Annotated in this window: 26 protein-coding genes; 12 read left to right on the top strand and 14 right to left on the bottom strand. The window is 43.1% G+C overall.

Going from position 1 to position 25,489, the window contains the following annotated elements; all coding sequences use genetic code 11:
• Positions 1-16: 16 nt before the first annotated feature.
• Positions 17-436 carry a protein YgfX gene (locus tag DKT75_RS19320; RefSeq protein WP_146201410.1) on the bottom strand — a complete coding sequence of 140 codons (420 nt, stop codon included), beginning with the start codon at positions 434-436 and terminating at the stop codon, positions 17-19.
• A gap of 58 nt (positions 437-494) precedes the next feature.
• Positions 495-1,607: a tRNA 2-selenouridine(34) synthase MnmH gene (gene mnmH / locus DKT75_RS19315; RefSeq protein ID WP_109825898.1), complete on the bottom strand. Its 1,113-nt coding sequence runs from the start codon at positions 1,605-1,607 to the stop codon at positions 495-497.
• Between the two features lie 180 nt (positions 1,608-1,787).
• Here mnmH and mnmA point away from each other — a divergent pair, with 180 nt between their 5' ends.
• Positions 1,788-2,921, top strand: coding sequence for a tRNA 2-thiouridine(34) synthase MnmA (mnmA, locus tag DKT75_RS19310; RefSeq protein WP_109825896.1), 1,134 nt, complete (start codon positions 1,788-1,790; stop codon positions 2,919-2,921).
• Between the two features lie 59 nt (positions 2,922-2,980).
• Positions 2,981-3,619 carry a high frequency lysogenization protein HflD gene (hflD, locus tag DKT75_RS19305; protein WP_109825894.1) on the top strand — a complete coding sequence of 213 codons (639 nt, stop codon included), beginning with the start codon at positions 2,981-2,983 and terminating at the stop codon, positions 3,617-3,619.
• A gap of 3 nt (positions 3,620-3,622) precedes the next feature.
• Here the strand turns inward: hflD and DKT75_RS19300 are convergent, their stop codons facing one another.
• The 3 genes from DKT75_RS19300 to gltX form a co-directional block, all read right to left on the bottom strand.
• The gene (locus DKT75_RS19300) at positions 3,623-4,036 is read right to left on the bottom strand and encodes a hypothetical protein (protein ID WP_146201409.1); all 414 of its coding nucleotides are present in this window, start codon (positions 4,034-4,036) and stop codon (positions 3,623-3,625) included.
• A 13-nt stretch (positions 4,037-4,049) separates the two neighbouring features.
• Positions 4,050-5,657: a S41 family peptidase gene (locus tag DKT75_RS19295; RefSeq protein WP_109825890.1), complete on the bottom strand. Its 1,608-nt coding sequence runs from the start codon at positions 5,655-5,657 to the stop codon at positions 4,050-4,052.
• 156 nt (positions 5,658-5,813) lie between these two features.
• Positions 5,814-7,220, bottom strand: a complete 1,407-nt coding sequence (gene gltX, locus DKT75_RS19290) for a glutamate--tRNA ligase (protein ID WP_109825887.1) — start codon at positions 7,218-7,220, stop codon at positions 5,814-5,816.
• Positions 7,221-7,433: 213 nt separating this feature from the next.
• Here gltX and DKT75_RS19285 point away from each other — a divergent pair, with 213 nt between their 5' ends.
• Together DKT75_RS19285 and DKT75_RS19280 are read left to right on the top strand one after the other, a co-directional pair.
• On the top strand, positions 7,434-7,949 hold the full coding sequence (locus DKT75_RS19285; protein WP_146201408.1) for a putative pterin-binding protein: 516 nt from the start codon (positions 7,434-7,436) through the stop codon (positions 7,947-7,949).
• Positions 7,936-9,093: a GGDEF domain-containing protein gene (locus DKT75_RS19280; protein WP_109825883.1), complete on the top strand. Its 1,158-nt coding sequence runs from the start codon at positions 7,936-7,938 to the stop codon at positions 9,091-9,093. Before DKT75_RS19285 ends, DKT75_RS19280 begins: the two co-directional genes overlap by 14 nt.
• On the opposite strand, the gene DKT75_RS19275 is transcribed toward DKT75_RS19280, so the two are convergent.
• Together DKT75_RS19275 and DKT75_RS19270 are read right to left on the bottom strand one after the other, a co-directional pair.
• Complete coding sequence (locus tag DKT75_RS19275) at positions 9,068-11,098, bottom strand: sensor histidine kinase (protein WP_109825881.1); 2,031 nt, start codon at positions 11,096-11,098, stop codon at positions 9,068-9,070. The two genes, DKT75_RS19280 and DKT75_RS19275, sit on opposite strands and share 26 nt — an antisense overlap.
• A gap of 1 nt (position 11,099) precedes the next feature.
• A complete protein-coding gene (locus tag DKT75_RS19270) occupies positions 11,100-11,816 on the bottom strand; it encodes a response regulator transcription factor (RefSeq protein ID WP_109825879.1) in 717 nt (238 codons plus the stop codon).
• A gap of 183 nt (positions 11,817-11,999) precedes the next feature.
• Between DKT75_RS19270 and DKT75_RS19265 the strand changes: the two genes are divergently transcribed.
• From DKT75_RS19265 to DKT75_RS19255, 3 genes are all read left to right on the top strand, one after another.
• Positions 12,000-13,232, top strand: a complete 1,233-nt coding sequence (locus DKT75_RS19265) for a vWA domain-containing protein (protein WP_109825877.1) — start codon at positions 12,000-12,002, stop codon at positions 13,230-13,232.
• 57 nt (positions 13,233-13,289) lie between these two features.
• The gene (gene cobB, locus DKT75_RS19260) at positions 13,290-14,006 is read left to right on the top strand and encodes a Sir2 family NAD+-dependent deacetylase (RefSeq protein WP_109825875.1); all 717 of its coding nucleotides are present in this window, start codon (positions 13,290-13,292) and stop codon (positions 14,004-14,006) included.
• 172 nt (positions 14,007-14,178) lie between these two features.
• Positions 14,179-14,388, top strand: a complete 210-nt coding sequence (locus DKT75_RS19255) for a hypothetical protein (RefSeq protein WP_109825873.1) — start codon at positions 14,179-14,181, stop codon at positions 14,386-14,388.
• 47 nt (positions 14,389-14,435) lie between these two features.
• On the opposite strand, the gene DKT75_RS19250 is transcribed toward DKT75_RS19255, so the two are convergent.
• Positions 14,436-15,293, bottom strand: a complete 858-nt coding sequence (locus tag DKT75_RS19250) for a LysR family transcriptional regulator (RefSeq protein WP_109825871.1) — start codon at positions 15,291-15,293, stop codon at positions 14,436-14,438.
• Positions 15,294-15,476: 183 nt separating this feature from the next.
• Here DKT75_RS19250 and DKT75_RS19245 point away from each other — a divergent pair, with 183 nt between their 5' ends.
• On the top strand, positions 15,477-15,839 hold the full coding sequence (locus tag DKT75_RS19245) for a hypothetical protein (RefSeq protein WP_109825869.1): 363 nt from the start codon (positions 15,477-15,479) through the stop codon (positions 15,837-15,839).
• Positions 15,840-15,928: 89 nt separating this feature from the next.
• Here DKT75_RS19245 and DKT75_RS19240 read toward each other — a convergent pair whose 3' ends face one another.
• The 4 genes from DKT75_RS19240 to cysK all read right to left on the bottom strand — a co-directional run bounded on the left by DKT75_RS19240 (position 15,929) and on the right by cysK (position 20,242).
• Positions 15,929-16,465, bottom strand: coding sequence for a YaeQ family protein (locus DKT75_RS19240; RefSeq protein WP_109825867.1), 537 nt, complete (start codon positions 16,463-16,465; stop codon positions 15,929-15,931).
• A gap of 170 nt (positions 16,466-16,635) precedes the next feature.
• Entirely contained in the window at positions 16,636-17,931 is a 1,296-nt protein-coding gene (locus DKT75_RS19235; protein ID WP_109825865.1) for a sulfatase-like hydrolase/transferase, read from the bottom strand.
• A 20-nt stretch (positions 17,932-17,951) separates the two neighbouring features.
• Complete coding sequence (locus tag DKT75_RS19230) at positions 17,952-19,154, bottom strand: YHYH protein (protein ID WP_109825863.1); 1,203 nt, start codon at positions 19,152-19,154, stop codon at positions 17,952-17,954.
• Positions 19,155-19,327: 173 nt separating this feature from the next.
• Positions 19,328-20,242, bottom strand: a complete 915-nt coding sequence (gene cysK, locus DKT75_RS19225; RefSeq protein WP_109825861.1) for a cysteine synthase A — start codon at positions 20,240-20,242, stop codon at positions 19,328-19,330.
• A gap of 191 nt (positions 20,243-20,433) precedes the next feature.
• Here cysK and DKT75_RS19220 point away from each other — a divergent pair, with 191 nt between their 5' ends.
• Positions 20,434-21,339, top strand: coding sequence for a bestrophin family protein (locus tag DKT75_RS19220; protein ID WP_109825859.1), 906 nt, complete (start codon positions 20,434-20,436; stop codon positions 21,337-21,339).
• Positions 21,340-21,369: 30 nt separating this feature from the next.
• Here the strand turns inward: DKT75_RS19220 and DKT75_RS19215 are convergent, their stop codons facing one another.
• Positions 21,370-22,488 carry an Ig-like domain-containing protein gene (locus DKT75_RS19215; protein ID WP_109825857.1) on the bottom strand — a complete coding sequence of 373 codons (1,119 nt, stop codon included), beginning with the start codon at positions 22,486-22,488 and terminating at the stop codon, positions 21,370-21,372.
• A 242-nt stretch (positions 22,489-22,730) separates the two neighbouring features.
• Here DKT75_RS19215 and DKT75_RS19210 point away from each other — a divergent pair, with 242 nt between their 5' ends.
• Both DKT75_RS19210 and DKT75_RS19205 read left to right on the top strand, forming a co-directional pair.
• Positions 22,731-23,420 carry a hypothetical protein gene (locus DKT75_RS19210; protein WP_109825855.1) on the top strand — a complete coding sequence of 230 codons (690 nt, stop codon included), beginning with the start codon at positions 22,731-22,733 and terminating at the stop codon, positions 23,418-23,420.
• Positions 23,421-23,667: 247 nt separating this feature from the next.
• The gene (locus tag DKT75_RS19205) at positions 23,668-23,970 is read left to right on the top strand and encodes an H-NS family nucleoid-associated regulatory protein (protein ID WP_109825853.1); all 303 of its coding nucleotides are present in this window, start codon (positions 23,668-23,670) and stop codon (positions 23,968-23,970) included.
• A 69-nt stretch (positions 23,971-24,039) separates the two neighbouring features.
• On the opposite strand, the gene DKT75_RS19200 is transcribed toward DKT75_RS19205, so the two are convergent.
• Positions 24,040-24,798 (bottom strand): class I SAM-dependent methyltransferase, encoded by a 759-nt coding sequence (locus DKT75_RS19200; protein WP_109825851.1) that lies wholly within the window; start codon positions 24,796-24,798, stop codon positions 24,040-24,042.
• Between the two features lie 206 nt (positions 24,799-25,004).
• Between DKT75_RS19200 and DKT75_RS19195 the strand changes: the two genes are divergently transcribed.
• A complete protein-coding gene (locus DKT75_RS19195) occupies positions 25,005-25,442 on the top strand; it encodes a (Fe-S)-binding protein (RefSeq protein ID WP_109825849.1) in 438 nt (145 codons plus the stop codon).
• Positions 25,443-25,489 lie beyond the last annotated feature (47 nt).

Raw genomic sequence — 25,489 nt, 5'->3', positions numbered from 1 at the left:
GAGAGGCTCAGTAAGCCTAACTAAATAGTACTTTTAATCTAACCCGCAGACGGCGAAAGGTATCGCTATCTAAACTGTCTGCGGGGAGGATAACGGTAAAATGCTTCCCTTCACCCTTGAAGTTAAGTACGACTAGCCATGTGCTAGAAAAGCTACTGCCAAGTAGTTCCGCTAATACCCACTCGCTTTGGCTGTTTTGTCGCGGTAAGTTTGGACACAGCAGGCTCCATTCACCCTCTTCGTCTTGATTAAACTCAGTCACTGACTTTGCACACTGCTGCCAATAGTGAAATTTAAGAAAATAAAAGGCAGTCATACCTAAAAGAGCGGTCACTAAAACAGAGAATAACCAGTGCCACTGACTAAAAAAGCCAACTGATATACCAATAAATAGCAGCGGTAATATAACGAGTAGCGCTGTTTGTTTAGTCGCCACAACGTTTAACCGAAGTGACCCACTAAAAGGTGACTCAAGAATCATTGCTTACGATTAATCAAGGAGATAAATTAGCTTCATCTGACAAGTGATTTAACACTTCCTCACGAGAGCCGGTAAAGCTAATGCGATCTTGTTTCTTAGACAGTTGATAGGCGTACATAGGGTCATAATAATCAATTAACAACTCACCAAAAATGCCAGCAAACCCTGAGTAATCATTAGACTCAGACAATAATGTAATACCATCATCCATCGTCTGCTTCATGCGTGTAAAGCGTTCGCCACCTAGGCGTTTTTGCAGCTTTGCAAGGCTTCCTTGTAAGTGCTCAGAAAGCTTTTTAAGACCTTCGTCCTTACCGAACTGCTCACAATAAGCGAGGTGAATATCTTTAGCATATTCTTGGACGGTTATATCAACCCGATCTTCGTCAGACACATCCAGCATCACCATGTATGAGTCAGTCATTTTTGCGTGTAATGACGGCGGTACATGTAATGACCCAACGTTACGACTTTCATCTTCGACGACAATCGTTTTATAGCCTGCTGCTTCTGCCTTAAGTAAGGTAATTGCGACGTCATTTTCAAAATTTATCTGTGTCGGCTGTGGTGTCGTCGTGTTACCAAATGCTGAGCCTCGGTGATTAGCCAAGCCTTCCAAATCAAGTGAATGCGGTATTTTTTTAAGAATACGTGTCTTACCTGTGCCACTTTGACCGCTCAAAACAACGATATTAAATTTCTCAATCAGACGCTCTGTCTCATCAATTAAGAAACGACGAAGAGCTTTATAGCCACCATCCACACGAGGATAGTCAATACCACACTCATCAATAATCCACTGTTGCGTTGTTCGAGAGCGTAAGCCACCACGAAAGCAATACAGAACACCTGATGGGTTTTGGTCAATAAACGCTTTCCAAGCCGCAACACGTTCAGCCTTTAAGTCACCGCTTACAAGTGAGTGACCGAGTTTGATAGCGGCATCTTGCCCTTCTTCTTTATAACAAGTACCGACCGCTTCTCGCTCATCGTCACTCATTAGAGGCAAGCTTGTTGATGTTGCAAAGGCACCTTGAACAAACTCAATGGGCGCTCGCAAATCAATCATAGGTACGTCTTCAAGAAATAAACGACGGTATTCTTGTGCTTCTAAAGTATTAGGCATGAGTTAATGTCTCAAGGTTGTATGCTGATGCATTGTCGCGGTTTTTAGTCATTTTAATAGTGCTCATGGCTAACCTTAAGACTTTTTAAAAAATGGCATTATACATGATGATGGCTGTTGAATTTCCAGCTATTTATATGGATTGATGTTTTTTAATAAATGTTACGGTAGACTTGCGGAATGACTGAAATATCTTCCCCCAATACAACTAAAAGCCCCAGCGACACCCGCGTTATCGTAGGTATGTCTGGCGGCGTTGACTCATCCGTAACTGCACTATTGCTTATTGAGCAAGGCTACCAAGTGGAAGGTCTGTTCATGAAGAACTGGGAAGAGGATGATGACGAAGAATACTGCTCGGCTGCCGTAGATCTTGCGGATGCTCAAGCCGTGTGCGATAAAATCGGTATTCCTTTACGCACCGTCAACTTTGCGACGGAATATTGGGATCACGTATTCGAGTACTTCTTGGAAGAATATCGTGCGGGCCGCACCCCTAATCCCGACATTATCTGTAATAAAGAAATCAAGTTTAAAGCCTTTTTAGAGTTTGCTATCGATCTAGGTGCTGACTTTATTGCAACAGGTCATTACGCGCGTGTTGGTCGTGACGGTGATGAAGTGCAATTACTCAAAGGCTTAGATGATAATAAAGATCAAAGCTATTTCCTTTATACGCTAGGGCAAGAGCAGATTTCACGCACCCTATTTCCAGTCGGTGAATTGGAAAAGAGCAAGGTACGTGAGTATGCAGAGAAAGCAGACTTAGTCACCGCAAAAAAGAAAGATAGCACCGGTATTTGTTTTATTGGTGAGCGGAAATTCCGTGATTTCTTGCAGCGTTTCTTACCTGCACAGCCGGGAAATATTGTTACGCCAGAAGGTAAGAAAATCGGTGAGCATCAAGGTTTGATGTATTACACATTAGGTCAGCGCCAAGGTTTAGGCATCGGTGGGCTTAAAACAGCGAATGATGACCCTTGGTTTGTAGTCGATAAAGATCTGGAAAAGAATGAACTAATTGCAGGGCAAGGTCACCATCACCCATTATTATTGAATAAGCAGCTTATTTGTTCGCAGTTACATTGGGTGTCTGATATTGCAAAAGCGGACAGTTTCACTGCGAAGGCAAAGATTCGTTATCGCCAAGCTGAGCAGGCTTGCACGGTGACAAAGCTTGCTGAAGATGAGTGGCAAGTGTGTTTTGATGAGCCACAGCGTGCAATTGCCCCAGGGCAATCGGTCGTTTTTTATCAAGGTGATGTATGCCTCGGTGGCGGTATTATTGACTCCATGCAAAACGAATGTAATTAAGCTATTATCTGCTCACATTAAGCATCCTTTAAAATCACTAATTAAACAGAAGTAATATATTGGAAAATTCAAATAGAAATCGCACCATTGCTATAGCTGCACTTTTTCAGTGTATTGATGGTGTCATTCAACTGGCGACAACTGGCCGTTGTGACGAAGCATTATTTGAGTCTTGCGTAAAAAGCATTCTGATTGATGATGCCATAAACGCTGAGGCACTCTATGGTGGCTTGGATCAGATAGAGCCCGGTTTAAACACGCTTGTAAACCAGCTTGGTAGCGGTCGTAATTTACCTGAAGGTAAAACAAAGCAGCTTGATGCAACACAGTACGCAATTAACGTTCTGGCGCTTCAAAAGAAACTGTCAAATAGACCTGAAGTGTTTAAAAAGGTAATTGATGGCATTAGCGATGCGCAGAAGCAGTTAGAGTTTTTTGGCCCTACGCATACTAATATGGTGGCTCGTTTAGCCGAGTTGTACTCGCAAACAGTCAGCACTATCGGCCCTCGTATTATGATCCGTGGTGATCAGGCACACCTTGGCAATACTGAAAATGCAGCGAAAATGCGAACCCTGTTATTAGCAGGTATTCGCGCAGCTTTATTGTGGAACCAAGCAGGCGGTACACGCTGGAAGCTGTTGTTTGAACGCGGAAAAATGCAGCGTGAAGCCCAAGAGTTATTAAAGCGAGTTTAAGCGCTAAACAGACTTGCAGTTAACGCCACTTAACAAGTGGCGTTTGCTTGTGCGTTTATCTATCAGGTAGCAACTACCATTCTGTTTTACCATAGAAAAATGATGCAACACCGGAGCGCCTAACAGTCGTCCGTTCAAGCCCTTCATTCCTCTCGGATCTTGCGTATTTCGCTGCAGCGTTAACTGACTGCTGTTCACAAATGCATTCTTTGCCACTGAAACCTTAGTCCCGTTTAACGCAACACTAATAGCTTTGTTAATAGCCAATCGCGCTTGAGTTGATGGCTGAGTTAATACGGCCGCCTGCTGAGTACTGCTAGGTTTATTTGCCTGAGGCGCTGAAGTATTTGTAGTGCCACAAGCAACTAACAGTAGCCCAACACTTGCACTCGCCACCATTTTTAAATAATGCTGCACGTCTATTCTCCTGTTATTTGCTTAAGCCAGTATCTAAACGCATTTCTTTAAAGAACTTCCGCTCGATCAAACGAGGGTCATTACGTAAGTCTAATGATGCGTTATAGGTGTCAGACTGCACTCGGCTCGCAACAACAGGTGGGCAAGACCCCGTTTCTCTGTAGTTTAGTGCTGCTTGAAGCATCGCTTCGTTTTCGTCACCTAACAGGTGGTTTAAGTCGTCCTCAACCTGACAACCTGTTACCAGTTCACTACCTGCACTTGTGGTGTTACTTGGTGAGAAGCCATCCGCGTAGTCACCAAACCCTTTGTCATTCTCACCTTTGAATTGGACTGTGTAATATGTAATGCCACAGTTATCAGTCGGAGTAAAACCATATGGCTTACCACAGGTCGTTCCTCCAATAAGTACGACTTCTACGTCGATACCTAAAAGACCATTAATAAGTGACTCACTCGCCGAGCAAGTAGATTCACTAGATAAGATAAAGACACGGTTTAGATCTAGCGCTGGTAACTGCGTGTTTTGTTCCACGGAAAAACCAATCGCAACATCTATGAATGGGTAAGGTGTAACCGTGTTACCCGTTGTTGGGCTTGTATTAGGGTACTTATCGTTAAATGTCAGTTTTTCAAATATTTTTTCATCACTTAGCTCAGAGCCAGCAACCATATAGGCAAGTTGTGCTGATGTAACTAAAAAGCCGCCACCGTTATAACGTAGGTCAATAACTAGGTCGCTGACTTCTTGGTCTTTAAAGGTTGTAAACGCATCAAACAACGCTTTCTCAGCAGTATATGAGCCGAATGTATTAAATGTTAAATAACCAACCTTGCCCGTATCTGTTTCAAGAACCTTTGTGTTATGTACCGGCTCGATAGTGATAGCATCAGCTTGGAGAACGACAGTGCGTGTTTCTGAGTCACCAGGTGCTTGGATTACAAAGGTGTGCTCTTCTTCAACCTCGTCAGGGAAAAGTCCATCGATGATTGCATCGACTTCTGCGCTTGTTCTTACATTCACACCGTCAACAAATAGAATCTCTGCACCACGGGTGATGTTAGCGTGAGCCGCTGGCGAGTTTAGCTCAACAAGAGATACGTAAACGTTCCTTGGGTATGAGCCATCAGAAGTGATATCCATGCCATAACCGACATCACCACTACCTGAGGTTGTTTGGTCTGCACTTTCTGTCGCTTGCGAGTAGTGAAAACGATCTCTTAGCTGTCCAGAATCCGTTGTTTGTAATGTCTTAAGTACTTCAAAGTAAGTTTGGGGTGTATCGAAGTCAGCGGGATTTTGGTCAGTTATCTCGTTATACCAAAGGTAAGTGTCATTACTCCACGATCTTAACCAATGTTGCTCTTCTAAGGTTGAACCAGTTGTATCAGCATAGTTAACTCCACTACTGTCTTGACCAGTCCGTGGGTTTTCACATTTGTTCTTAAAGCTAGTATCATCTACAAAGACATTTTCTGTCCAAGTAGTATCTATTACTGAAGAATTATCACTTTCATTATCTGCAGCTACGCTAGGACTGTCGCTGCCACCACCGCCACCGCAAGAAATTAACGTTGCTGTGCTTAGCGTGAGAATGACACAAGATAATTTACTGATCATAGATAGCCCTAATTTAACGTCTTTATTTTGATTATATGCATACTAACAATGATGGTAATAATAAGCCAATATGGTTTTCATCGACCAAAATTACTAAGCAGACATTAAAAAGGCACTATAAATAGTGCCTTTTATGATAACTAAGGAGCTAACTAGTTATTCAGTCATACCACCAATAACAGCGATCGCCTTCTCGATACGTGCCAACGTACGCTCTCTACCAACAAGATTTAACGTCACATCTAAGCTAGGTGACATAGGTGTTCCAGCAACGGCCAAACGTAATGGCGGCCCTACTTTACCCATACCAAGCTCTAGTTCTTCACAAGAAGCTTTAATGACTGCGTCAATTGCCTCAGGGTTCCACTCAGGCAGCGCGCTTAGCTTGTCGTGAATGAATTGCAAAGTAGCGTCAACGCCTGCTTTAAATTGTTTCTTCTGTGCTTTCTCATCGTAACTGTCGAAGTCTTCAAAGAAATAACGACTGCTCTCGACAAAATCGACTAAGTTCTTCGCACGGTCACGTTGGCCTTCAATAACATCGGTTAATGATGGGCCCTTACTGATATCTAAGCCTTGCTTTTCAATGTGCCACTGTAAGTGACCCGCAATCGTTTCAGCAGGTAGAGACTTAAAGTACTGCTGGTTCATCCAGTTCAGTTTTTCAGTATTAAACGTCGACGCTGCACCATTGATATCACTCAACTTAAAGTACTTAAGCATCTCTTCCATGGTGAAAACTTCTTGATCACCGTGAGACCAGCCTAAACGAATTAGGTAGTTAATGACTGCTTCTGGCAAATAACCCGCATCACGATAATGCATGACACCAACAGCGCCATGACGCTTAGATAGACGCTTACCATCATCACCCAAGATCATTGGAACATGAGCAAATGCAGGGATTGTTGCCCCTAGCGCTTCCATGATATTGATCTGGCGAGGTGTATTGTTTATGTGATCATCACCACGGATAACGTGTGTCATTCCCATATCAATGTCATCAACCACAACCGTTAGATTGTAAGTTGGTGTACCGTCAGAGCGAGCAATAACTAAGTCATCTAGTTCTCTGTTATTGATGACAATGTCACCCTTAACCAAGTCCTTAATAACCACATCTCCTTCGTCAGGATTGCGGAAACGAATAACCGGCTCAACCCCTGCTACTGGCTCTGTACGGTGACGACAGCGACCGTCATAGCGAGGTTTTTCTTTGTTAGCCCACTGCTTCTCACGCATCGCATCTAGCTCTTCTCGAGAGCAGTAGCAATAGTAAGCATGACCGCTATCCATTAGCTGCTGAATCACTTCAGCATAACGATCAAAGCGATCTGTTTGAAAAATCGGACCTTCATCATAATCCAGACCTAACCACGCCATACCCTCTAAGATCGCATCAAGCGACGCTTGCGTTGAACGCTCACGGTCCGTGTCTTCGATACGCAGCAAAAAAGTACCGCCTTCTTTGCGAGCATGAAGCCAGCTATATAAAGCAGTACGCGCGCCACCGATGTGAAGGTCGCCGGTAGGACTAGGAGCAAAACGAGTTTTAACAGTCATAATGATCAATCTGGATAGAAAAAGTAGAGAGGAGCAAGAGTAGCATCTTGCACACTTGAGAAAAAGTAGGCAGGATAGGAAATGTAGGTTTAGACGACACTGAACCCAACTTCCTGAAGTTATAGATACTTTTTAAACGTAATGAAACTAACTCCTTCACACTATTACTTAGTGTTATTAGTCACGACTGTGCTTATTGTAATTGGGGTTGCTTTGACCAGCTTTGTTATAAGCGAGCAAGATCGACCAATATCAAGGCCTCGAGATATTCCAGCAGAGCGACTGGTTAGACAAGACGACACATTATTAACTGTGAATGTGGCTGAAAGTAGTAATTGCAAAAACAAAGGGGTTCTACTGACTGAAGCACAATTATTAGCTTTACCTCAGTATGAGTTTACGACGCTACATGAATGGTCGGCCGTTGCAGAAACTTTTCGTGGTCCATTATTGGAAGATATTTTAGACCTAGCGTGTAAAGGCGCAACGACATTCATTTTGAAAGCGTTAAATGATTACAGCGTAATGATTGATTTTACTGAGCTCAAACAATACAAGCCGATTGTTGCGCACAGCATTAATGGCGAGCGACTATCTGTTCGAGATAAAGGCCCTTTATGGGTAATGGTAGATCATGACAAATACAACATTCACCAAAAGAATCTTTCAGCCTTGATGATATGGCAACTTTTTGACATTACGATTTTAAGTACTGATGAAGCACTCTGACTACTTCACATTCCAGAATATAATACTAGCCCTGCTTGGGCCGGTACTGTTGGTGTCTATCTACTTTGCCGCAAATAATGCGCTTCAGACCTACGTTGACGGTGAAAAGAGCCGTCAAACATCTGCGTGGAGTGTACTTCAACTCTACAAAGAAATGCGTAAAGTTAACTTTCAAGCAGAGCTGTATATCCATGATAGAACGTCTGCAAGTGACCTAAGGCTCGCTTACGAAATACTGTGGAGTCGTATTTCCGTGACTCATTCAAGCCTATTGAATGATGAGATTTTTATCCGCGCTAACCATAACGATTTAAATACATTGCTAGAAGCCACCTTTACACACATAAAAGCGATAGAGCTAATTATATCGGGCGAAGCACCTCTGGATAAGCGCCACTTAATTGAGTGGATTGTTGAGACTGAGAAGTTTGGTAATACCATCAGCATGAGCTTGCTACATGACTTGATATCTACCAACAGTGACTACGCCAAAATATTTAGAAATAAGGTATTCAAAGCCGCTGGGTTACTGTTGCTTTCAACGTTAGCAATTATTTTGTACCTCGGTTACCTACTATTCGCGTTATGGATGCAGCGAAAACATCATAAGTACTTGCTAGATCATGACTCGCTAACGGGGCTTTACAGTCGCGATTACACGATGAAACTGATCAAATCCCATTGTGATAAACAAGTACCTTTTACGCTATTATCGTTTGATATTAATAAGTTCAAGTCGACCAACGATACGATGGGACACCTAGCAGGTGATGATTTGCTCAAACACTTAGCAGTCGTCACCAACAAATCCTTAGGCCAATACGGCACTGTCGGTCGAATCGGTGGCGATGAGTTTTTATGCATTATTGAAAGTGAAGAGCTTTCTGAAGTGAATGAGTACTACTCTCACTTTTTACGACTTATTGAGAACCCTTTTTCAATTCAAGGCTACCCTGTGTACCTTCAAGTCAGCACTGGGGCTTGCTTAGTCAGAGACTGTAACTTCAACAGTAACCTGTTACTTGAGCGTGTCGATGAAGCCATGTATCGCTCTAAAAAGATCTCCCAAAAAGTTATCTTTTGGAGTGGTAACCCAATCAAGGCAAAGGAACCTTTCGCTAAATTAGTGAAAAGCTCACGGTAAATGCAGCACCAGGGTGTGTGTTCTCAACGCTCACCTTCCCGCCCATATTAGTCACCATCTGTTGTACCAACGATAAACCAATGCCTGTTCCCGTCGTTTCTCTGGTTAGCTCGTTTTCACTACGATAAAACAGCTCAAATATATGCTTCATTTGCTTGCTGTCTATGCCCTGTCCAAAGTCTCTCACGGTAATGGCTAATCGTTTATCTTTGGTCTCTGTGCAACTTAAGACGACTTCTTTGTGCTCTGAGTTAGCAGAGAACTTAATGGCATTATCAACAAGATTAATAACAACTTGAGTGAGCCAGTCCATGTCTATCATGAGCGCTTGCTGTTGTGCTGACTCGTCACATAACACGGTGAGTTGAAACCCTGAGCGCTCCACCTGTGTGCTTACCTTTGATGTCAGTTCACGGCTGATATATGCAACATCATGTTCCACAAGGTCTGCTTGCTGAGCGTTGCGTGTCATACGGGCTAGTTGTAAGACATTATTAATCAGTCTTGAAAGGCGCTCACTTTCATCAAAAATAAAGTCGTAATACTGAGGCTTCTTTTCCTCAGGCGCCCAGCCTTCACGGAGCATTTCACCGTACATACGTATAGACGTCAGTGGCGTTTTTAACTCATGACTGACTGCTGACACAAAGTCTTGCTGTTGATTGGCGAGTTTTATTTGTCCCAAACCCAAGCGGTACATCAAATAGAACCCTCCCAGTAACACGGACGCTAGTATGAAGCCCAGCCAAAGTACAACGCGCCCACCTGCCCCAACGGGTAACTGAGTCACTCTGTAAATAAGCTGTAGCTCACCAAACGGCGCTGAGAGTCTAGCGCGGTAAAGCTGCTCTCCCGCTGTCGAGCGGTTATCCGCAGCATAGGTTAGGATATTGCCCTGATAAGCGACCAGCAAGTCACTCATGTCCGTTAAGGCAGAGGTACTGAAAGGCGCATTGATCAGTGAATCAACAAATGCACTTTCTTCAATCAATAAACCTTGAACATAGCGTTGGCCGTTCAACCACACTTTACGAAACAGCACAAAGTGGCCACTATCTAGCTGACTAAATTCAAAAGGGTCTATTTCACTTTCAAAGGTACGGATGCGAAGCTTTTGTGGCGCGACTGACGCGACGTCGGTTTCAACAGTACGAGAGGATGATAATGAGTCAGAGCTTATAGCGTAGCCAGCGGAAAGCTCAGGCAGCGCGATTTTCTCACTTCGTGCTTTTGACACTTGTTTTTGTACAGGTGCTTGCTTAGCACTAATAGCGACTTTTTCTTTGCTTAATTTTTTATCAAATGCTTCAGTCTCATCCTTAAAAGCCTGCTCTAGCTGTAAGTCTTCCACTCGCCCTAGCTTGCTAAAACTTTTTGAGCTAACTCGTTCCTTGCTGAGTTGTTCAAAAGCTATTTGTGGTTGATATTTTTGCTCTGCCTCTGCACCTCGTGAAGAGATGCTTGAGGATATTTCAGCAATATCATCTCCTATTTCATTAGCAAGTGGCGTTTGCGGTTGATTGACTAATTTATTGGCCGCCAAGATTGAGGTAATTTTATCCTGCAAGGCGACACGCTCAGTTAACTCTTGATCACTGATCCCGTAACGATCAGCGGAGTCATCCGGTATTAGAGGAGTGTTTAATACTCCTAAATCATTCACCTGAAAATAGCCCAACAAGCCAGGGACTTCAGTATTGACAGGGTAGCTAGATAAAGGCGAACGTTGCAAAAAATTAGCTTTTATATCACCGGTAACATTCAAAAAAGCATAGTCAGCAAACGAGCGTTCATCTTCTTTATTGATTAACTCAATAAGTCGGTTATCTATGCGGCTAGTTAATGCTTGTGCCATTTGCTGATGTTGGTGAAACGTTTCCCACTTAAGTCGGCTATAGGACTGCTGTACCAATAAACTAGTTGGTATCAGTAAGGTAAAAAAGAACAGTAACAACCAGCGTCTTAGTTTCTTTTGTGTGAGCGTTTTTAAGCGGTTCTTAAACATGTTAGCTAGCACTCAATAAGCGATAGCCAGCGCCACGCACAGTAACAAGGTATTTAGGGGTACTTGAGTTAGTCTCTATTTTACGTCTTAGCTTGGCAATATGAATATCTACCGTGCGGGTTTCTAGGCTTAAATCGTCGGCATAGCCCCATACCTTATGCAGTAACTCATCGCGTGACACAGGACGCTCCGCATTCGCTTGAAGGTAGCGTAACAAGTCTATTTCTCGGCGAGTGAATGACACTTCAACACCGTTAAAAATGCCGGATAAGTTCTGGCAATCAATCTCTGCCGTGTCTGATAACGTAATAGTTTCACTAAGCTTTGCCTCTACCGAGGTACGACGCAACACCGCTTGTACTCGTAACACCAACTGAGCCACAGAAAATGGCTTAGACACATAATCATCTGCGCCTAAGGACAGCCCATGAATAATGTCTTCATCGTTACTTTTAGCCGTTAGCATTATGATCGCTTGATCCTTGCTCTGCTCACGGATGCGGTTACAAATTTCAAAGCCATCGATACCCGGCAACATCACATCTAACAAAATAAGATCAAACGCGCCAGTCAGTGCTTTCTCTAAGCCGTCATGACCATTGTCAGCGAAATCTACTTCATAACCATGATAAACAAACACGTCGATCAAACCCATACGTATAGCAGGTTCGTCTTCTACGATGAGTATTTTTGCAGATTCGGTCGTGGCTTGGGTCATGTGTACTGCCTATTTATTATGTGACTTATCAAGTGATTCTAGTCTAACAAGGGTTCCCTATCGCTATGTAACTTTTTTGTAAAAAGACCGTGGTGAGCTTTTACATAAGTGTGTCTATTTAGAGTTGGTGAGACTGCCTAAACTGGCTCCATCTTAACAACACACACCGAACAGGAAATCATTATGAAAACTCGTCTCATTGCTCAAAGCATCGCAACTGCACTAACTATCATGGGTCTTAGCGCTGGTATCAATAGCGCTTCTGCAAAATCAATTGAAGTAGAGCGAATTGTAGCGCCTCAAGTGATGCCGCAAGTAGCGCCTATTAAAATTCCAAGCGTAATTACACAGCCTAAAATAGAAGTGGTGTTTGTACTCGATACAACGGGCAGCATGAGTGGCCTGATTAATGCGGCTAAAGAAAAGATTTGGTCTATCGCCAGTACGATGGCTCAAGCACAAACTGCCCCTGAGATTAAAATGGGCTTGGTGGCTTACCGTGACCGTGGTGATAAGTATGTTACTCAAAACGTCGACTTATCAGAAGATCTAGACTCGATGTACTCCAAGCTCATGGACTTTAAAGCGCAAGGCGGTGGAGATAGCCCAGAAAGTGTCAATGCCGCGTTGTATGACGCAGTACATAAAATGTCATGGAACCAAGATAGTAATACTTACAAAGTGGTGTTTTTAGTGGGTGATGCGCCAGCGCATATGGACTATCAGGATGATGTGAAGTACCCAGAAACGCTATGTATTGCCAGTGATAAAGGCATCATTATTAATGCCATTCAAAGTGGTAATAACTATGGCACGACTAAGCACTGGAAGCATATCGCTGGGCTTGGTCAGGGCAACTTCTTTAAGGTGTCTAACTCCGGTAATGCGGTGGCGATTGCAACACCGTTTGATAAGGACTTAGCTAAGTTATCAAATGAGCTCGACAAAACGCGTGTTTATTATGGTTCGTCTGATGACCGTGTGAAACAAGAAGCTAAGAAAGCAGCAGGTAGTAAGCTTTACAAAGAGTCTAGTGTGGCCTCTCAAGCTAGACGCGCCACTTTTAATACTTCAAGTAGCGGTAAGACAAACTTCTTAGGAGAAAAAGAGTTAGTTGATTCGATCGCTAGTGGTGATATTGCGTTAGAAAGTATTGCTAGTGACGAGCTACCAGCTGCAATGAAAACGATGAAGCCTATCGAGCAACAGCGTTATATCAAAGAGAAGTCGGTAGCGCGTAAAGAGCTACAGTCTAAGATTCGTCAGCTTGCTGAAAAGCGTGATGCATTTTTGAAGGAAAAGGTTGAGGCAACGGGTGGTAGAAAGAACTCATTAGACTCACAAATCTTTGACGCTATTCAAGAGCAGTCGGCGGATAAGGGATTGGTTTATGACAAGAAGGATATGAAGTATTGATTGGTGGCTGTATATCGGTAAAGATTGTCACCATTTAAAATAAGCTGGAGCGGCGAAATGGGCAGTAAACAACAAAACATCGTGATACTTACCGGTGCAGGGATATCTGCCGAGTCTGGAATTCAGACATTTCGCGCCAGTGATGGCTTATGGCATAACCATAGTATCGAAGAGGTAGCAACGCCAGAAGGTTTTGCTGCCAACCCTTCACTGGTACATCGTTTTTACAATGAGCGACGTAAACAGCTCCATGATACAGATGTTCATCCGAACGCTGCACATCATGCTTTAGCAAAGCTAGAGCGTGAATATGATGGCAAGGTAGTGGTTGTAACTCAAAACGTCGATAACCTACACGAGCGTGCGGGAAGTAGAAACTTGATCCACATGCACGGTCAGTTGGATAAGGCACGCTGTAACAATACGCTTCGTTCCTATCAATGGTTAAACGACCTTGATGAAAGTAGCGTGTGTGAATGTTGTAGTAAGGCCGGTAACCTTCGTCCTCACATCGTTTGGTTTGGCGAAATGCCGTTTCTGATGGATCAAATTCAGCAAATGTTAGAAGACTGTGATCTGTTTATATCTATTGGGACATCTGGCCAAGTGTATCCCGCTGCTGGATTTTCTAAGCATGCCCAAATATGTGGTGCAAGAACGGTAGAGTTAAACCTAGATGACAGTGAAACCAGTGCTACTTTTGATCAGTCAATAAAAGGCCTCGCCAGTAGTATTGTGCCTGAGTTTGTTGAACAGTTATTGGCTGTTAAATAGCAAATAAATAACGAGGCCTAAAGCGTCACTTTCATCCATGATTGACCATCACTAAAAACGATTAAACCAAGCAGTATTTATTGTTGGATAGCCGAGATAATCAGGGGTATAAAATACTCATCCTCTGCATGAGTCAGAGCTATTTGATAGTTATTGTGAATTGGTGATAGAGATGAGTAAAAGCATCGGTGGTAATGAGTTTTTTAATGATTATGACTGGGATGAAGAAGAGATTTTTGACGAGACTGAAGACGAATCAAACAAGACAAAGAAAAAACAGATTAGTCGACGTCTAAAAGTCAAACGTCGTATGGATGATTATATCGAGTTCAAAAAGGCAAAACTAAGAGCTAGATATTTGGATTATTTTGATTACGACTAAAAAATTGTAGACTGACAGGCGCTCACTCAATGTCTGCCAGTTTACCGTTATGCGCCCTCTTCGCTAAGCTGAATGATCTGATCGATCAGTGTCTCTATGAGTGTCAACGAATCACTCCCCGAACGATACACTGCGTATAAGTGCCTCTCAAACGTTGGCGCGCCATCCACTAGATACAGCGCTTGATGATCAACATTATTGCCCACTACCTGATCGGGCAAGTAAGCAGAGCGTTTACCCTCTCTCATTAAGTCCAATGCCATCACCCCATAGTTTGTTCGTAACGACGCGCCAGGAAAGTATGGAAATGCTTTTGAGTGTTCGTATTCAAAACGTGCCCCCCAATCAACCATGATGTAACCATCAGACACCGCGTCAGCCAATAATGTATCTGGCTGATTTGAGAACAACTGCAATAACAGTGACGTGATTTTGACACTCGTTAGGCGTGGTGAATTTATGGGTTCAAATACAAAGCCTATGTCCAAGGCGCTGCCGAGTATCAACTCCTGAACATTTTGTCCCGCATGAATAGTCATATTGAGCGCAGTGTCTGGGGTACTTCGTTGAATATCATCCATCCAGTTTTTAAGGAACAAATGCCAAGCATCTGGCAGGTAACCTATGGACAATGAATTATTGTATCGCTCAGGTAGCGCGATCATGAGGCGTGCTTGTTCCCAGCCGCTGACTGTCATCTCAGCGTATTTGTGAAAACGATGTCCAGCGGGCGTCGGTTCGATCGCATGCCGATCTCTGGTAAATAGCTTAACGCCGAGTCGTTCCTCAAGCAGTTTTATTCTGGCACTGGCTGCCGACTGCGTTATACATAATATTTCAGCTGACTTACCAAAATGTCTAATCCGATAAATCTCTAAAAATGTCTTTAAGTGAGCGATATCCATACCGTTTCCAAATAAGGTTTTACAAGATGTTTGAAGCTAGAAATATGTATTTAGTTTCAACAGATATTAATCGTTTTTTCTGATCGTAACGACGATTTTTTATTGTTGGAGGGATGTTAATTTAGGGCGTATAAATTCACTCACTAGAACAAAAACCTACCTACAAATCAGGAATGCATAAAAATGAAAAACAGACTTTTTATCTCTGTACTAGCAGTCGCACTAACCTGCTCTTTCGCATCAGTTGCATCTGCAGTGGATACAGAAGGTTATGAAGCGCCAGTCAATTATGAAATGAGTCAAGACGAACTCAATCTGATTACAGAAGACTGCAATGATATCGGTATTGAAAGTGAGATGACGGGTGAAGAGCTAGCTGCTTACGTTGATGAGTGTGTGTCAGTAAACACCATGGTGATGGAAGAAGACAACGCTGAGCCAGCATTTGATGAGGCTCCAATGGATTTGGATATGCCTTCTGAGATGGATTCAGATGATGTGATGATGGATGAAACAGAAATCACCATTGAGAACAGCGAAGGCTAAAAATTATCGTTGTGAATGGAGGACGTTAAATGACGCAATACCAGTAGCTTGGTATTGCGTTTTTGCTTGTACTAACAGTCTTTGTATCTTTAAACGGTATGCAACACTTCCCAAGACACTTCAACTTCACCGTTATCACCCGCAATATAAGCAGAATCACCAGTAATCGTCACAGACAAGTCCATCGTACGCTTAACTAAACCCGCTAATGCTTCAATACTGTCCCAAGGAAAACGGTAATACGACGCTTTAAGCCCCGTAAACTTGCTCTCACCTTGCGACCACCAAACATCTGACTTCGTGTTAAAGCTATAAACCTTAACTGCTTGAGCGCGATGTGATGCCTTCTTAACGCGGTCAGGCGCAGGCTCACCAACATCAATCCAAAGTTTGGTTTGCTCATCCATCGTACGCACCCATAGATCAGGTTCTTCGACCTCATCTAACCCCTTGGTTAGCTCTAAGCCTTCTTGGGCGTTTATGCAGTAAGCGAGTACACGAACCATCATGCGCTCTAGAGTCTCAGATGGGTGCTGTGCAATAGTCAAACTGATGGAATCATAATAGTCACGCTCCAAGTCTGAGAGTGAAATACGTGCTTTATAAATCGTTGGTTTAATCGCCACAGTCTGCCCCTTTTAGTCGTGGAGGCAGACTAACAGAAGCCACTGTAAAACTATATTGTCTATTTTAAATAAGTCGCTGATATTAGTGTTGATCTAACTTAATGCGACAACAAAAAAGGCAGTGAGTAAATTAAAACCCACTGCCCATAGCTCAACTAACTAAGTTATTGTTATTTCTTAAGCGCCACATGGGCTGACGTCAACTTAGCAATCACCGCACTAATTTCAGGACTAGTATACCCAACTAATAAGTTAGTTCGCTCTTGTGGATCATTATCTAGATCAAACAACATTTGTGGCTCACCTTTAGCCGCAACCAGCTTGTAACGGTCATCACGTATCGCCCAGCCATGAACATCAGCACGTCTTGCTTCAGCGTCAGAGAAGTGCTCAACATAAACAAAATCGCGCTTACCTGATTGACCTGCAAATACAGGAATAAGGTTATGCGTATCAGGGCTGTTAACCGTCACACCCGCTAAACCTGCAATTGTTGCGTGAAGGTCCGTTGTATTAACCAAAGTATTGGAGCGACCTTTAGTGACACCTGGGCCAGTCACCACCATCGGTACATGAGTACCGCCGTCAAAGATGCTGCCTTTGACGCGACCGCGCCCATAGAAACTTCTAGCAACCTGTCCCGGTGTCCCATTATCCCCAATAAAGATGATCACAGTATTATCTCGAACCTTAGGCTTCATCGTTGAGAGTAAACGCCCTATTTCTGTATCCAGCGCTTCAAGTGCAGCATTGTAATAAGGTAATGGGTTACTTCTGATTTCAGCAGCGTCATCCACTAAGTTAGCCGTTGTTAGCGAGTTTGGCGGCACATGAAATGGCGTGTGTGGCGCGTTATATGCAAGCCAAAGGAACCACGGGTTCTCTTGTTGCTTTGCAATCCAGTCAACCGCATGGTCAGTGAATACCGTTGTCGCGTAACCGTTCTCCTGATTAGCAACGCCATTTCTGACTGACGTCCATTGGTAATAGTCTGGCACTCCGCCTGAAATCAAACCGTAATAGTCGTCTACACCCAGTTCAGAGGGGTGATTAATGTCAGTTCGTGAGCTAGCAAGGTGCCATTTGCCAATGATCGCCTTTGCGTAGTCAGTCTTATCTAGTCGATCAAATAAGCTAACCGTGTCACCACTAAGGCCATTTCCATTCGTTCGAGAAATGGCTGAACCAACGCCCGTTCTAAAACCATACATACCCGACATGATTGTCGAGCGAGTCGGTGTGCAAACAGGTGCCGCATAGGTCTTTTCAAACACCATACCAGTTGCACACATCTTTTCGATGTTAGGCATGTTCGCTTGGTTTTTACCGACGTTGTAACAGTGAGACGCATCCAGCCCCATATCATCGGCAATGATTAGCAGGATGTTGGGCTTTACAGTCGCCGCATGGGATACCACTGAACAAGTGGTTAGAACCGTGGCAGCAATAAAATGATGTAAACGCATAGAAATCCCCTTAAATATTGTTAGAAGCGAGCGCCGCCAGCGACAGCTACACGGCGTGTAAAGTCACTTGACGGAGTACCCTTCAAGCAACGAGGGATAACAGGGAAAGTATCGGTAATGAAGTACGCGTAAGTTCCATTCGGTGACTCTGGTGTGGCCGTCATTTTACCATTACATTCATCTAGCGTTCCTGCACCAGCAACATAGGCATAGTCCTGTGCAAACGTACCATCAGGCTTACCTGTTGGTAGGTTACCACCGGGGCGTTGAGTGCCTTTTAAACGATAGCTTGATGACTCACGTTGAATGCCACCGCCAATATTTTTAGCGTTCTTATAACCAAACAGTGCGTAAATAGGGAAACCGTCAGCTGCCCAACCAATTAATGGCGAGTGCTTGCTTTGGTGAACCCCTAAACTTCTCATTAGGTCTGTTGGCAAACCGTGATAGTGGTAATTACCACCGGGTTGAACGTGTGCGTAGTTAGAGTCAATACCCAATGGCACCGCACCTGACAGTGCTTCGTAGCGCCAATCACGTGCTTCTTTATACACTTCTGCCGTCGCAGGTTCGATTAATACACCGTTGACTGCAATGCCCACTTTACCAATGCGAATATCAGTCTTGTTAGCGGCTAGTTGTGGATTGAGTGGCACGCTATAAACATGTTTCTGCTCAGCAATGCCGTGTGGGTTATGTCCGTTAGGAAATGCACCTGTTTTATGCTTCGCAATACCATTGGCAGTAATCGTTCGCTGAGCGCCTGATACAGTGACTGACACTTTATTAGCAGCGATAGGTGCTGCGGTAGAAGGTATTAACTTGAGTGGCGCACTCGTTAGTATTGAATGAGAGCGACCCGGACGACGTTGACCTTGCTGATTCCCATTTCCAGCATTTTGACGACGCGCTTGCTGGTTACCATCACGGCCACCTTGACGTCGAGCATTGTTGTCACCATTAGCACCCCGTCGATTCCCTTGTTGTCTGCCTTCTGGTCGACAGGTCGTTTGACCTCTAGGTGTTTGTGCGCACTGTCCTTGTACATCGCCACGCCTAGCGGTGAAACTACACTGAGTACCTACAGCTTTGTTGTTACATGCTTCAATAGCTTGTGGTGGTGGGCCTTGGCGTTGTGGTCGTTGAGGGGCTGTTTCTGCAGAAGCGATGCCTGCTATGCCGAGTGTGATACTACCTAATATAATTTTTTTTATAGTATTCATGGTTTCTGATTTACTCCTGTCATCAAATGATAACCAGTATTAGACCAAAAATCAGAGCGTAAGTTTGTAAGGAGGTGTTAGGTTTTTGTAAAGATTGTGTAAGAAGAGTGAATAATTGAATGAAACTGACTAAGGAAGCATGGAGACCCCATACTTCCTCAATCATCGACTACTTAAACAAATAAGTCTTCGATTGATAAGTAACGCTCACCCGTGTCATAACTAAACACCAATACTTTGCTACCTGCAGGAATGTCAGCTTCCATCGACTTAACCGCTGCCAAGCTCGCGCCTGAAGAAATACCGACCAAGATACCTTCTTCTTTTGCACAACGACGCGTCATTTCAAATGATGCTTCGTCTTCTACTTGAACAGTGCCATCCAAAAGCTCAGTGTTTAAAACACCCGGGATGAAACCAGCACCGATACCTTGTAGGCGGTGTAAACCTTTCTCGCCACCACTGATAACAGGTGACTTACTTGGCTCAACCGCTAGCACTTTTAAGTTAGGCATCGCAGGCTTAAGTACTTCCGCACAACCTGTAATGTGACCACCTGTACCAACACCCGTTACCATGTAATCCAAACCTTCTGGGAAGTCAGCTAAGATCTCTTGAGCCGTCGTCTCACGGTGAATCTTTGAGTTCTCAGGGTTGTTGAACTGCTGAGGAATCCAGCTGTTCTCAATCTCGCCAGCAAGCTCAGTTGCCTTAGCAATTGCGCCACCCATACCGTTCTCTTTTGGCGTAAGCTCAAGCTCAGCACCAAGTGCTAACAACAAGCGACGACGCTCAATAGACATAGACTCAGGCATAGTCAAAATTAAACGGTAACCCTTTACCGCAGCTGCCTGTGCCAAACCAACACCGGTATTACCAGAGGTAGGCTCGATAATGACTGTACCTTCTTTTAGCTCGCCAGACTTTTCAGCGGCTTCAATCATCGCTAAACCAATACGATCTTTGATGCTTCCACCCGGATTGAAACGCTCAACTTTCATCCAAACTTCAAGGTCATCACGAAATAATTTGTTGATACGAACATGTGGCGTGTTACCGATGGTATCTAATATGTTGTTATATTTCATGGTAATAGCTGGTAGCGATGACTACCTATCTCCTATGTATTTTATGATCCGGTAATAGTGCCATATAGACAGGGTAATCAACAATGTAAAAGTCATCAGTTGCTAAATAACCAACAGCTAGTGATAATCAACTCATTGCAATTTGATATACACGACTAACTCTCAATCGTGTTGGTGAGTAAGGGTTAAAAATGATAATAAAAGAATCGCCGTCAATCATGCAGCTGTTTTTTTCGAGCAAAGGGTCGGTTGTACCAAAAATAATAAGCAAAATTATTACCCTTACATCACTGTCTGTGATGGTCATACTGTTAGACACTTATGTTATCAAACTGCCCCATATTTCAATTCAAGTCATGGGTGTTTTTGGCGTTGCGCTATCCTTATTTCTTGGGTTTCGTAATAACGCTGCATACGATAGATGGTGGGAAGCTCGTAAGCTTTGGGGCGTGTTAATCGCAGATGTTCGAAATTTAGGCCGCCACTTAAACATCTTCGTTGGCAAAGGTGAGGCGCGTGAAAGCCTACTGTCCTATACCATTGCATATGCTCACTTACACCGTGGCGCACTTCGCAATATTAATGTCCGTAAAGAGATACTGCCATGGGTCGGTGAGCAAGCAGCAGATACCTTGCTTTCTAAGAAAAACCCAGCAGATGCTTCATTAAACGTTATTGCAGAGAAAATTAAAGACCTTGAGCAAAAAGGTAAAATTAGTGGTTATGGGCTCTTAACTATTTCACAGACGCTAGCCTCATTCGCAGAAGCACAAGCGGGCTGTGAGCGCATTAAGTCTACCCCACTACCTTTTGTTTATTCGCTATTGGTAGGTCGAACCACATACCTTTATTTATTTTTATTACCATTTGCATTAATCGAGGCGGCATCTTGGTTCGCACCTGTATTTACAGCCGTAGTAGCCTATGTATTCTTTGGTTTACAAGCCGTCACTGACGAACTTGAAAGGCCTTTTATGAATGTTCAAAATGGCTTGCCGTTGGATGCAATGTGTAGAAACATTGAAATATCAGTCTGTGAAGCGCTAGATAGGCAGCCACCAGATGAACTCAAACCAAAAGATCATCTGTTGACATAAAGTAGCTATTTTTTACATAAGCCTTTGACTTTAAGCCCGAAAGCGGCGAAAAACCAATAGCGATGAGAGCATTAAGAACAACCATGAAACACTGCCGCCGCCACTGCTAGAGTGGCTACTGTTTGTAGTGCTAGTTGTTGTATCAAACGGATTATTGGCATCAGAAGACGTCGCTGTTCCCTGCTCTACAACCACCTCAGTCACCACACCCACAAAGCTGTCACCAAAGGAATAAGCAAAGCCACTCTCTTCAGGGTAAAAATCAACGCTGGTACCGCCATAGGCTTTGTTATTACCTACAAACGCGACTTTCACATTACTGTGGCTGCCTAACAAACTACGGTCAAAGCTTAGCTCGACGATGTTAGTGTCAAACTGAGGGTTAGTGTCGCCTACCCAAGTCCAAGACCACGTCTTACCGTTACCCGTATATCTATACAAAGCCTTACCTTCTGCTAAGTAGTCTGCACCGACTTCATCATTGAGTTTAAAGCCTGAGCTTGGGTTGTTGTCTGTGTCTAAATAAGCCTGCCAACCCCATACCAAAATACCGTCACTGGTATTGTCAGGATCTACCGTGTTGCGGTTTTCATAAACGATATAAGTCGTGTCGTCAGTATGAGAGATCCCTGCACGTCTTAAGTCGATACGGTCAGTTGCACCAAACGGCACATCGATAGCATCGTAATCAAACAAGTTTAAATTTGACCAGTCTGAAATGTCACCGTTAACACTCACAGCATTGCTGGCAGTATAGTTAGAGATAGCATTGACGGGGCTTGCCGCAACCACATCCACTGTCACTGTTGCCGTGTTACTCGTTTCTATCTCGTTACTGACACGATAACTATAAGAGTCACTACCCACGAAGCCACTGTCTGGCGTGTACTGAACGCTTGAGTCTGACCCAGAGAGTGTTAACACACCATTTGACGGTTGACTGACGATCTCTAGAAATGAAGTGTCTGTGTCTTGTGCAGTTGATAGCGAGATAGTGTTCTCAACCGTATCTGCGATGACTGATGTATTTAGGCTTTTTGCAAGCAGTTGTGGAGCGTCAAAAGTACTGTCAGCATGACTGTTTGCGGCCAACAACATACAAGATGTAAGCATGAATGTATAAAGCGGCTTGCGGTTAAAATGTGCCATGTTGTCTCCAGGACTTAAGTAAATATTATGTCTGGAAGCTTACGAAGGGTTTGTGTGCATAGCTAATGGTTGATTACTTAGCGGAGCGAGTTGCGCGATATGTGTTCAGACGAGTGGGATGAAAGGGCTTCAGACCGCTTCAACAGCCGAAGAATGGACTTTGTCATATAGCCATTGACACTTTTCGTAGCGCTGCTCTAGCATCAATTGAATGAACCATTCTGTTAAAAGTTGAATTAAATATGGATTCTTTTCTTGTCAGTAACCTTAAATCATTGATTATATTCGGGCACCTTTCTGGCTTAGCATTTGGTGTAGGTGGTGCGTGGATACTGGATCTGTATATTCTTAGGAAAATGTACAAATACCCGATCACTAAAGAAAATATTCAGATAATAAAGTTTGTTTCTAAAGTAGTCAGTGTAGGGCTCGTGATTCTTTGGCTGTCTGGGCTGTCGTTTTTAGTTTTCTATATTTTTTTTCAACCCGAACTGTTATTAAACCACAAAATATGGGCAAAGCTAACAATTGTGATTATTCTGTCTATTAATGGCTATTACCTCCATCAGTACGTTATTCCGGTGATTGTGAACAACAAAAACAAGGTTTTGATTAATACGATAAGTTTAAAACAAGCTAATATTATTACCTTAGTGGGATGTGTTTCGTGTATTACATGGCCGACCGCCATGTTTCTTGGCGTGTTTAAAAGTCTCAACTTTTCGTTTTCGGTTACTGAAATACTCAGCTTTTACTTGGCCGCATTGATATGTGCATTGGGTGCAGCTTTCGCATTAAAGTCGTATTTAGTCGAGAAGGAAATGGATCTAAGAATCAAGAAATTGAATAAGCACTTGTTGGAATCGAAGCAACGACAAGCTTTACTTCAGCAAGATATTAAGTCGTTAATAAAACTCCTGAAGCCGCTGTAGGGTCTAACGTGTAATTAAGCCTTATAAAGTTTTACTGCTTTGAATCAAAGCAGCTACCCACAAATTTACCTTTCATCTGTTTTTATCAGAGAGACTGAACATCTTTCATTGCGACTCCTACTCCTACTTGTAAGCAACTTTATTTTTATTTGCCCCATCACTATATCTAATCAATAAATATAAGGCCCTACGGCTCTCGATATATTGAAAATAAAAATAACTGACAACACCAGCCTGGAGTAATGACATGCGAGAAAGCAATAGACCTCAATCATCAAGCAATCAAAATAATAACGACATAACTAATAGCATCTACATAAAAAACAAACACTTAGGCGTAGATGAACTTTCTGAACTTTATAAGCAATGCTACAAAAGCGCGAGTGGCATACCCATACAGAAATACAAGAAAGGAAGTAATGTCTGGTCAGGACGAGGACGAATGCCTGTATGGGTGCGTGAGCATTTAGACTTAGGTGGAACACTTGACGATATGCTAACGCCTGTTGCTTTATATCATAAAATGATGAAACTCAAAGCTTCTGAATAACTGTTATTGGCAAAGCGACTTGTGCTGAAAATGTGCCATGTTGTTCCTCCCAGATTGAGCAAAGACTTATCACTTAAACGCAACAAATGCATCCATGTACTGAGGCTCATCTACTGGAGATTGTAAAACCTTGCTAAAGCCAGCTTCGTCCAAAAGCTTGTATAGCTCTTCCTTGCTGATTGGATATTGGTAGGTTTTATAATAAACCTTTTCTCCAGTAATTAAGTTGTGAGAATCAATTACTAGCTCTCTAATTTTTGTGAGTGGGTCATAGCTACCTGATATTTTGTCTTCAAATGTCTTATTGTCTGTATCTACTCTAGAGTAAGGTTTTTCAGGCTTGGCAACCTCTTTGACAGGTATATCTATGTAAAGAACACCGCCAGGGGAAAGCGAGTTATGAAAGGCCTTTACCGCTTTTTTCATATTGTCATAACTTTCTTCAAAGGACGGAGGGTCGAGTACCTCATCTATATAAGAATTAATTGAGATGAAAGAATTTCCTCTACACAGGACTGCATCATAAGTCTCAGGTCTATTACCATCTAAGTCTTCCCACTTAGAGTAAAAACAAGGGATATCAACTTCGGCACCTATCATCTTTTTCTTGAAGAAATCAACAGTCCCCTCAACACCATCTGAGTAAGAGATATCCCAATTCATTTTTTTAAATTCAATCGCTGGATACCCTGAACCACCCGCACAATCTAAAATGGTCTTAACATCTAGTGATCGTAAGTAATCTGATAATTTTTCTGCATAACCCTCATCCCATATTCTTCTCAATTGCACATCCCAAAATTCAATGAGACTTTTTTGATTTGTCATAATTAGCTCGCTTATTTAAACAAAAAGACTATTTACCAGTTGCGCCCAAGAGAAATTCTAGCCTTCCATGACTTCACTAAACTAAGGTGCGCATAAAGGTCAATGTAAGCCAATACAGAGAAAATATCACCTTTAAATCATTAGTAACCTAGAAGCTATTGCAGTTTCGTTCTCTACTATGAATAGTCTCGCTTAGAAAACTCCTGATGAAATCCATACTCATATTGGGATACGCGAAGTACGTCGACGAAGCTTATTTATCACAGGTGCAATTCATTCAAGAGAGGCTGATACAGCTTAAGGATGAGCGAAGCTTTACCCTACTTCCACACTGTACCGAGAAAACCAATGTGTCTTCATCTGTAGGGGAATGGCAGCAAGTGTTTAAGCAGCTTGGCGTCACGCTCAAAACAAAGGCGTTAGGCTGTTGTGGTATGGCGGGAACGTATGGTCACGAGGCACGTAACGTAGAAACATCGAAAACTATCTACGAACAAAGCTGGAAAACTGCGATTAGTGAGGCTGAGGATACTTCTCAGCTATTGGCAACGGGTTACTCTTGCCGTTGTCAGGTGAAGCGTTTTAGTGATGTGAAGATACAGCATCCTATACCGGTGTTGTTGCAGGTTTTAGGCGGTAGATAACAGTGCCAAAGCCTTAGAAAATATCCTAAAAATGCTAATGATTAGAT

It is taken from the genome of Leucothrix arctica (assembly GCF_003172895.1).
Lineage (GTDB): Bacteria > Pseudomonadota > Gammaproteobacteria > Thiotrichales > Thiotrichaceae > Leucothrix > Leucothrix arctica.
The sequence above is the reverse complement of the archived record's forward strand: the minus strand, read 5'-3'. Positions and strand labels throughout refer to the sequence as shown.